This is a genomic window from Ramlibacter sp. (genome assembly GCF_041916345.1).
Classification (GTDB): Bacteria; Pseudomonadota; Gammaproteobacteria; order Burkholderiales; family Burkholderiaceae_C; genus Ramlibacter.
The window spans coordinates 1-8,244 of record NZ_JAYRZR010000126.1 but is presented as its reverse complement, the minus strand read 5'-3'; the positions used below and the strand labels follow the sequence as shown (position 1 = coordinate 8,244).

Sequence of the window (8,244 nt, the reverse complement as noted above, 5' to 3'; positions counted from 1 at the left end):
CCTACCGGGACGGGACTCTCACCCGCTGGACATGCGCAGCATGCAGCAGCACCACCTCGCCCCTGCGGGTTCAGTCGCGCTTTTGCTTCGTGACGCACCATGCCGCGCATTGCATCACGGCTGGCGCGGGCCTGCACGGCGCCGCGCCGCAGCGATCGGATCAGTCGGCCTTGATCTGGGCGCGCTTCACGATGTCGCTCCAGATCTTCTGTTCCCGGGCGATGAACGCCGCATAGTCCGCCGAAGGACCGCCGCCGCCGACCGCGTTGTCGGTGGCGAAGCGCTCCGTGACGGCGCTGGATCGCAGCGCCTTGTACGACTCCTCCTGCAGGCGCTTGATCACGTCCGCCGGGGTGCCCGCGGGCACGTGCACGCCGTACCACTGCGACGTCTCGAAGTCCTTGTGCCCCATCTCCTGCACGGTCGGCACCTCGGGCAGGACCGGAATGCGCTGCGCGGTGCCGACCGCGATGGCCCGCAGCTTGCCGGCGCGGATGTGCGCGCCCAGCGCCGGCATGCCGGCGGAGCTGGCCTGGGTGCGGCCGGCCAGCAGGTCGGTCAGCTGCGGCCCGGTGCCGCGGTACGGGATGTGGGTGATGAACATGCCCGTCACGAGCTTCAGGTACTCCATGGCCAGGTGACCGGCACTGGCGTTGCCCGCCGAGCCGTAGTTCAGCTTGCCCGGGTTCTGCTTCACGTGGGCGACGAACTCGCGGAAGTCCTTCGCCGGCACGTCGGGATGGATGACGAACACGTTGGGCACCTTGGCCAGCAGCGTGACGGGCAGGAAATCGCGGTTCACGTCATACGGCTGGTTCTTCAGCATGTACGGGTTCACCGCCAGCGTCCCCACGTGGGTGAGGATCATGGTGTATCCGTCGGCAGGGGCCTTGGCCGCCTCCTGCATGGCGGTCACGCCGGCGCCGCCAGGCTTGTTCTCCACGAACACGCTCTGGCCCAGCTGCTTGGTCAGTTCGGCCGCCACCGAGCGGGCCACGATCTCGCTCGTGCCGCCGGGGGCGAACGGCACCAGGAAGCGGATCGGCTTGGCCGGCCAGGCCTGCGCACGCGCCCAGGGTGCGGCCACGGCGGCGGCAGCGCCGGCCACGAAGACGCGGCGGCGCAGAGCGGAAGGATGTTGCATGGAACGGGTCTCCGGGTGAACTCGACGGCAGCTTAGGCCCGCCCCATCAGAACTGGTACCGGCGCAAACCCCCATCCACCGGGATCACAGCGCCCGTGATGTACGAGGCGCGCGGGGAGGCGAGAAAGGCGACCAGGTTCGCGATGTCCTCCGGCTCGCCGTAGCGGCCGACCGGGATCTCGTTGTCGGCTTGCCACTGGCGGTACTCGGGCGTGTAGTTGCGGAAGATCTGCTCGGAATGGATGCGCCCCGGCGGCACGCTGTTGACCGTGATGCCGTACTTGCCGACCATGCGCGACAGCCCCTTGGCCCAGCTGTGCAGCGCCGCCTTGGCGCAGAACGCGCCATTCACGTGGTCGGGCTCGCTCTTGCCGGTGATGTTGATGATGCGGCCCCAGTTGCGCGCGACCATGCCGTCGATCAATGCATCCGCCAGCTGGCGCGGGCGGTGGAAATTGAGCGTGATCGCCTCCTGCCAGCGCGCCTCGTCCACATGCAGATCGGCGAAGCTGCGCGAGCCGCCCGCGTTGTTGACCAGGATGTCGACGCGGCCCAGCGCCGCAGCGGCGTCGGCCGCCAGGCGCGCAGCAGCGTCCTCGGCATAGAGGTCGCAGGCGATCACCGCCGGCGTGGGGCCGCCGGCCGTCGTGATCTCGGACGCCAGGGCTTCCAGCAGTTCCACGCGGCGGGCGGCGATGGCCAGCTGCACGCCTTCCGCCGCGAGTGCGAGCGCGATGCCGCGGCCGATGCCGGTGGACGCGCCGGTGACGAGGGCCGTCTTGCCGGCCAGTTGCAGATCCATGGGGATGCTCCTTGTGAAGTGGGAAGGTGGGGGCCGGGACCAGGGGCACGCTCCGTCACCGCGGGCATTCACCGGTCGCCGCACGGCCCACGAGGGCCGGTGCCGCCAGCAGGCCGCCCACCGTGCCGGTCGTGCCGGAGCCGCGCAGGCAGTCCTCCCGGGCGGCGGCGCCCATGCCCTCCGCCAGCGGATCACGCGGCTTGCGCACGCCCAGCTGCTCGTTGGCCATCTCCGCCAGGCTGCGCCGCTGCGGCGTGCGGAACGGGCCGGGCAGGCTGGGCACCGGGCGCGGCGGAGGCAGGAGCACGGGCGCGGGTGGCAGGGCCGGCGATGCCGTGGGCGCTGAGGGCGCAGGCGGCGCGACCGCCGGCGCACCCCAGCCCCCTGCAGCCGGCGCGGCAGGCGCCACGGGCACACGGACCGCGCCTCCCGCCTGCGGGGCACCCGGCGCCACAGGGACGTCGACGACCGGCCCCTGGAACCGCTGCGGCGGCGCGGGCGCCGTGACCGCCGGGGTGGGTGCAGGGGCCGCTGCTGGCGCTGGCGCTGGCGCGGGTGCGGGTGCGGGTGCGGGTGCGGGTGCGGGTGCGGGTGCAGGCGCAGGCGCTGGTGCTGGTGCTGGTGCTGGTGCTGGTGCTGGTGCTGGTGCTGGTGCTGGTGCTGGTGCTGGTGCTGGTGCTGGTGCTGGTGCTGGTGCTGGTGCTGGTGCTGGCGCTGGCGCTGGTGCTGGTGCTGGCGCTGGTGCTGGCGCTGGTGCGGGCGCAGGGATCGGCACAGGCGATGGGACCACCACTGGCGGCAATGGCGCTGGTACCGGCACGGGTTCGGCCACCGGCGGTGCGGGCGTCGGCTCCGCGGCCGGCACGGCCAGGGTCTCGGCCACGGGCTCCGGCGCGTCCTGCGGGACGACCGGCGCGGGCGCCGCCACCGCGGGTGCAGGGGCCGCCTTCTCGCGCGGCCGCCCACGCAGCTTGCGCGCCGGGCGCAGCTCCAGCGTGTCGGGCAGTTGCGTGGTCGCCTGCAGCGGAACGCTGGATTCAGGCAGCTTCGAAAGCAGGGCCGCGCTGTCCGCGACGTCACCCGGGGTGGCCGAGGGCGTGATCGCCCGTTGACGAGGCGATGCCTGGGCGGCCGCAGCGGACGACGCTTCCGAGGATGTCGGCCGCACCACCTGGTACATCACGTAGCGCACCGCCTGCTGCACCGGCTGGTGCTGCAGCAGCAGCCAGATGAGGCCGATGTGCAGCAGGCCCGTGGCCGCCATCGCGGTGGGCGACATCCGCTGGCGGGGCAGCGTCAGGGGAGAGGGCCTGGCAAGCATGGGCTGTGATCGCGCTGGGATAATCGCACACATGAGTGGCAAGCCCCGCGTGGTCGTCGGTTTGAGCGGAGGCGTGGACTCCGCGGTCACGGCCTGGCTGCTGAAGCAGCAGGGTCATGAGGTGGTCGGCATCTTCATGAAGAACTGGGAAGATGACGACGACAGCGAGTACTGCTCGTCCAACGAGGATTTCGTCGACGCCGCCGCGGTGGCGGACGTGATCGGCATCGAGATCGAGCACGTCAACTTCGCCGCCGAATACAAGGACCGGGTCTTCGCCGAGTTCCTGCGCGAGTACCAGGCCGGCCGCACGCCCAACCCCGACGTGCTGTGCAACGCCGAGATCAAGTTCAAGGCCTTCCTCGACCATGCCATGCGCCTGGGCGCCGAGAAGATCGCCACCGGCCACTATGCGCGCGTGCGCTTCGACGCCGCCAGCGGCCGGCACCAGCTGCTCAAGGGCCTGGACGAGACCAAGGACCAGAGCTACTTCCTGCATCGGCTCACGCAGGCCCAGCTGTCGAAGGCGCTGTTCCCCGTGGGCGAGCTGCGCAAGACCGAGGTACGTCGCCTCGCGCTGGAGATCGGCCTGCCCAACGCGCGCAAGAAGGATTCCACCGGCATCTGCTTCATCGGGGAGCGGCCGTTCCGCGAATTCCTCAACCGCTACATCCGCAAGGAGCCCGGTCCGATCAAGGATCCGCGCGGCCGCGTCATCGGCCGCCACCAGGGCCTGAGCTTCTACACCCTGGGCCAGCGCCAGGGCCTGGGCATCGGCGGCGTGAAGGAGAAGGGCGCGCAACGCGGCGGCGGCGACCACGCGCCTTGGTTCGTGGCCCGCAAGGACATCGGGGCGAACACGCTGTGGGTGGTGCAGGGGCATGACCACCCGTGGCTGCTGTCCGCGGCGCTGGAGGCCGGCGACGCAAGCTGGATCGCCGGTGAACCGCCCACCGCCGGGCCGTACGCGGCCAAGACGCGCTACCGGCAGCATGATGCCGGATGCAACTTGTCAAATCCGGGCGCGGATCGCTTCCGGCTGAACTTCACCGATCCCCAGTGGGCAGTGACCCCCGGGCAGTCCGCCGTGGTCTACGAGGGCGAGGTCTGCCTGGGCGGCGGCGTCATCGGCTGAGCCCTGACGGCATCGGCCGAATCGCGGAATCCTTGATTTGCCGCAATGCAGCATTCCGCTGGGTCGGACATGCTTGCGCACTCTGCCGACACCTATCGCCCTACGCCGCATCATGTCCGCGTCCACGCAAAAGCCGCTAATCGCCCCCTGGAAGATCACGCTCATGGCCGTGGCCGGCACCCTGGTGCCCGCCATCATGGTGGCGTTCGCGTTCGCCGTGGCGCCCCTGCCGGTGACCCCTGCAGCAGCCGACGTGCTGCGCCAGTTGGTGCGCATGGCAGGCGTCTTCATTGGCCTGAATGCGCTGATCGTGGCGGTCGTCACCTTGATCAACGCACTGGCATCGCGGCCGGCGAGGGGCCGTCCGCTAGCGGTCCGCACCTGAGCGAGACGGGCTCGCGGGCCGCATGGTCCGCCTGCGTCCCTAGAACGGAATGTCGTCGTCCATGTCGTCGAAGCCGCTGGCCGGCTTCGACGCCGCGGGACGGCTGGCCGGAGCCGGTGCGGGCGCACGCGCCGCGGGCGCGGCGCGGCGCGGCACCGTCTCGTCACCGTCGCCGCCGGGCGTGCCCAAGCCCTGCCGACCCCCGAGGAGCTGCATCTCGGACGCCACGATGTCGGTGGCGGTCTTCTCGATGCCGTCCTTGTCGGTGTACTTGCGATAACTCAGCCGGCCTTCCACATAGATGGGCGTGCCCTTCTTGACGTACTCGCCCACGATCTCGGCCAGTCGCTCGAAGAAAGTGACGCGGTGCCACTGCGTCTCCTCGATCATTTCGCCGCTGGACTTGTCCTTGCGGCGGCTCGACGTGGCCACGCTGACGTTCGCCACGGCCTGACCCGAGGGCAGGTAGCGGATTTCGGGGTCGCGGCCGCAATTGCCGACGAGGATGACTTTGTTGACCGATGCCATGGCAAGTTCTCCGATGAGTGCCGATTATCTATGTCGCCCGGGCTTCGTCGGCCAGCACTTCCTCGGCCGTGCTCCTCCCTCGTGGCGCACGCATGGGCCATGCCACCGCCAGCCACAGCGCCGTGAGCGCCGCGCAGGCGCCGAACAGGCCCGCCTCGCCAAAATAGCTCACCAGCCAGCCGCCGACAGCCCCTCCGGCAAAAAATCCCAGGGATTGGAGTGTGTTGTACACACCGAGCGCGGCGCCTCGGGCGTGGGGCGGTGCCACGCGGGAGGCAAGGCTGGGCTGGGTAGCCTCCAGGACGTTGAAGCCGCAGAAGAAGGCGAACAGCAGCAGGCCCAGCCCCACCAGGCCGACCTGTGCGCCCAGCACCAGCAGGCCCAGCTGGACCAGCAGGATGAGGCTGATGGCGCCGAGGAAGGCCAGGCGCAGATGGCCGCGCCGCTCCATCGGAAACAGCACCGCCCCCATGACAATGAACGACAGGAACACGGTCGGCAGGTAGATCTGCCAATGGTGATCCTTGTCGAGGCCGGCACGCACCAGCAGGGCCGGCAGCGCCACCCACATGGCCAGCTGCACCGCGTGCAGCACGAACACGCCCACGTCCAGCCGCAGCAGCGGGCCATGCCGCAGCACCTCGGCCAGGCGCCCACGTGGCGCACCGGGCCTGGGCGGAGGGGGCGGCGGTGTCCACCAGGCGACGATGGCGATGCACCCAAGCGCCAGCAGGCCCGTGAGCCCGAACAGGCCGCCCAGCCCCATGGCGCTGGCCAACGGCGGCGCCACGACCAGGGACAGGGCGAAGGTGAGACCGATGCTTGCACCCACCAGGGCCATGGCCTTGGTGCGGACGGCATCGCGAGTCTGGTCAGCCAGGAGCGCGGTCACTGCCGCGGAAACCGCGCCCGCGCCCTGAAGGGCACGGCCGCCGATCAGCCAACCCAGGCTCGGCGCCGCGGCCGCGACGAAGCTGCCCAGCGCGAACACGAGCAGCCCGGCAATGATCACCGGCTTGCGGCCGAAGCGATCCGATGCCACACCGAAGGGGATCTGAAGGATCCCCTGTGTCAGCCCGTAGATGCCCATGGCCAGGCCCACCAGGGCGGGATCGTCCCCGCCGGGGTAGCGCTGCGCCTCCAGCGCGAACACCGGCAGCACCAGGAAAAGGCCCAGCATGCGAGCCGCGAAGACGGCTGCCAGGGAGCCGCTGGCGCGGCGCTCCAGAGGCGTCATGCGGGGGGAGTCGGCGGAATTCGGGTCGGCGGTCACGCGGCGAGCACTGCAAGAGGCGCGCCCGGCATCCGGGCGGCAACAGCTGCATTGTCCCGCATCCTGGCCACCGCCCTGGCTGCACGCCTCACGCCGCCGGTCTATCATCGTCGGTTTCCCTCCGCGCGGGCCACTCTTGAACTCCAGCACCGACGGCAAGTACCTGGGCGCCATGATCGGCCAGCGCATCGCCATCCGCGGCGCGCGCACCCACAACCTGAAGAACATCGATCTCGATCTGCCGCGGCAGCGCCTCGTGGTGATCACGGGTCTGTCGGGCTCGGGCAAGTCCTCGCTCGCCTTCGACACGCTGTATGCCGAGGGCCAGCGACGCTACGTGGAAAGCCTCTCGGCCTACGCGCGCCAGTTCCTGCAGCTGATGGACAAGCCCGAGGTGGACCTGATCGAGGGTCTGTCGCCCGCCATCTCCATCGAGCAGAAGGCCACCAGCCACAACCCGCGCTCCACCGTGGGCACGGTGACCGAGATCCACGACTACCTGCGCCTGCTGTACGCGCGCGCCGGCATCCCGCACTGCCCCCAGCACGGCCTGCCGCTGCAGGCGCAGACCGTTTCGCAGATGGTCGACGCGGTGCTGGCCCTGCCCGAGGACACGCGGCTGATGGTGCTGGCGCCGGTGGCGCGCGACCGCAAGGGCGAGTTCGCCGACCTGTTCACGCAGATGCAGGGCCAGGGCTATGTGCGCTTCCGCGTCGGCGGGCGCATCCTGGAGGCGGATGAACTGCCGGCGCTGAAGAAGGCCGAGAAGCACGACATCGACGTGGTGGTCGACCGCCTGAAGACGCGCCCGGACATGCAGCAGCGCCTGGCCGAGAGCTTCGAGGCCGCGCTGCGCCTGGCCGAGGGCCGCGCCATCGCGCTGGAGATGGACAGCGGGCACGAGCACCTGTTCAACGCGAAGTTCGCCTGCCCGGTGTGCCACTGGTCCATCAGCGAGCTGGAGCCGCGCCTGTTCTCCTTCAACTCGCCGGTCGGTGCCTGCCCCTCGTGCGACGGCATCGGCACCATGGAGTTCTTCGATCCCGAGCGGGTCGTCGCCTTTCCGGAGCTTTCCATCGCCGGCGGCGCCATCAAGGGCTGGGACCGCCGCAACCCCTACTACTTCAGCATGGTGGAGAGCGTCGCGCGGCACTTCAAGTTCAGCCCCGACGTGCCCTTCCAGGAGCTGGCGCAGCACGTGCGCCACGTGCTGCTGCACGGCTCCGGCGAGGAAGAGATTCGCTTCAGCTACACCATGGAGTCGGGCCAGTCCGCTGGCCGCAAGCTGACGCGCCGGCATCCCTTCGAGGGGATCATCCCGAACATGGAGCGCCGCTACCGCGAGACCGACTCGGCCGCGGTGCGCGAGGAACTGGCCCGCTACCGCAGCCTGCAGCCCTGCCCCGCCTGCGCCGGCACGCGCCTGCGCGAGGAGGCGCGCCACGTGAAGCTGGGTGAAGACCCACAGGCGCGCGCCATCTACGAGGTCGGTCGGATGACGCTGGCCGATGCGCGGGCGTACTTCGAGTCGCTGCAGCTGCAGGGCGCGCGCGCCGAGATCGCCGACAAGGTGGTGCGCGAGATCGGCAACCGCCTGCGCTTCCTCAATGACGTGGGCCTCACCTACCTCAGCCTCGACCGCAGCGCCGAGACGCT

At 70.4% G+C, this 8,244-nt stretch carries 8 protein-coding genes and 1 pseudogene; 4 read left to right on the top strand and 5 right to left on the bottom strand.

Annotated features, from left to right (window positions below):
• Positions 1 to 160: 160 nt before the first annotated feature.
• Genes ACE3T5_RS20090 through ACE3T5_RS20080 form a run of 3 tightly spaced genes read right to left on the bottom strand, consistent with a single transcriptional unit; the run spans position 161 to position 2,253 of the window.
• Complete coding sequence (locus tag ACE3T5_RS20090; RefSeq protein ID WP_374669884.1) at positions 161 to 1,144, bottom strand: Bug family tripartite tricarboxylate transporter substrate binding protein; 984 nt, start codon at positions 1,142 to 1,144, stop codon at positions 161 to 163.
• Positions 1,145 to 1,190: 46 nt separating this feature from the next.
• Positions 1,191 to 1,946 (bottom strand): SDR family oxidoreductase, encoded by a 756-nt coding sequence (locus ACE3T5_RS20085; RefSeq protein WP_374669883.1) that lies wholly within the window; start codon positions 1,944 to 1,946, stop codon positions 1,191 to 1,193.
• 55 nt (positions 1,947 to 2,001) lie between these two features.
• Positions 2,002 to 2,253, bottom strand: coding sequence for a hypothetical protein (locus ACE3T5_RS20080; RefSeq protein WP_374669882.1), 252 nt, complete (start codon positions 2,251 to 2,253; stop codon positions 2,002 to 2,004).
• A gap of 212 nt (positions 2,254 to 2,465) precedes the next feature.
• Between ACE3T5_RS20080 and ACE3T5_RS20075 the strand changes: the two genes are divergently transcribed.
• The 3 genes from ACE3T5_RS20075 to ACE3T5_RS20065 all read left to right on the top strand — a co-directional run bounded on the left by ACE3T5_RS20075 (position 2,466) and on the right by ACE3T5_RS20065 (position 4,787).
• Positions 2,466 to 3,047 carry a hypothetical protein gene (locus tag ACE3T5_RS20075; protein WP_374669881.1) on the top strand — a complete coding sequence of 194 codons (582 nt, stop codon included), beginning with the start codon at positions 2,466 to 2,468 and terminating at the stop codon, positions 3,045 to 3,047.
• 251 nt (positions 3,048 to 3,298) lie between these two features.
• Entirely contained in the window at positions 3,299 to 4,402 is a 1,104-nt protein-coding gene (gene mnmA / locus ACE3T5_RS20070) for a tRNA 2-thiouridine(34) synthase MnmA (RefSeq protein ID WP_374669880.1), read from the top strand.
• Positions 4,403 to 4,514: 112 nt separating this feature from the next.
• Positions 4,515 to 4,787, top strand: coding sequence for a hypothetical protein (locus tag ACE3T5_RS20065; protein WP_374669879.1), 273 nt, complete (start codon positions 4,515 to 4,517; stop codon positions 4,785 to 4,787).
• 39 nt (positions 4,788 to 4,826) lie between these two features.
• On the opposite strand, the gene ssb is transcribed toward ACE3T5_RS20065, so the two are convergent.
• Together ssb and ACE3T5_RS20055 are read right to left on the bottom strand one after the other, a co-directional pair.
• On the bottom strand, positions 4,827 to 5,315 hold the full coding sequence (gene ssb / locus ACE3T5_RS20060; RefSeq protein ID WP_374669878.1) for a single-stranded DNA-binding protein: 489 nt from the start codon (positions 5,313 to 5,315) through the stop codon (positions 4,827 to 4,829).
• Between the two features lie 28 nt (positions 5,316 to 5,343).
• Positions 5,344 to 6,552: an MFS transporter gene (locus ACE3T5_RS20055; protein ID WP_374669877.1), complete on the bottom strand. Its 1,209-nt coding sequence runs from the start codon at positions 6,550 to 6,552 to the stop codon at positions 5,344 to 5,346.
• 208 nt (positions 6,553 to 6,760) lie between these two features.
• Between ACE3T5_RS20055 and ACE3T5_RS20050 the strand changes: the two are divergent.
• Positions 6,761 to 8,244: pseudogene (locus tag ACE3T5_RS20050) on the top strand (excinuclease ABC subunit UvrA); the annotation flags it as partial.

What these genes read in the sequence shown, in the direction of transcription:
- ACE3T5_RS20090 (WP_374669884.1), bottom strand. Translation starts at nt 1,144, where the DNA reads ATGCAACATCCTTCCGCTCTGCGCCGCCGCGTCTTCGTGGCCGGCGCT.
- ACE3T5_RS20085 (WP_374669883.1), bottom strand. Translation starts at nt 1,946, where the DNA reads ATGGATCTGCAACTGGCCGGCAAGACGGCCCTCGTCACCGGCGCGTCC.
- mnmA (WP_374669880.1), top strand. Translation starts at nt 3,299, where the DNA reads ATGAGTGGCAAGCCCCGCGTGGTCGTCGGTTTGAGCGGAGGCGTGGAC.
- ACE3T5_RS20065 (WP_374669879.1), top strand. Translation starts at nt 4,515, where the DNA reads ATGTCCGCGTCCACGCAAAAGCCGCTAATCGCCCCCTGGAAGATCACG.
- ssb (WP_374669878.1), bottom strand. Translation starts at nt 5,315, where the DNA reads ATGGCATCGGTCAACAAAGTCATCCTCGTCGGCAATTGCGGCCGCGAC.
- ACE3T5_RS20055 (WP_374669877.1), bottom strand. Translation starts at nt 6,552, where the DNA reads ATGACGCCTCTGGAGCGCCGCGCCAGCGGCTCCCTGGCAGCCGTCTTC.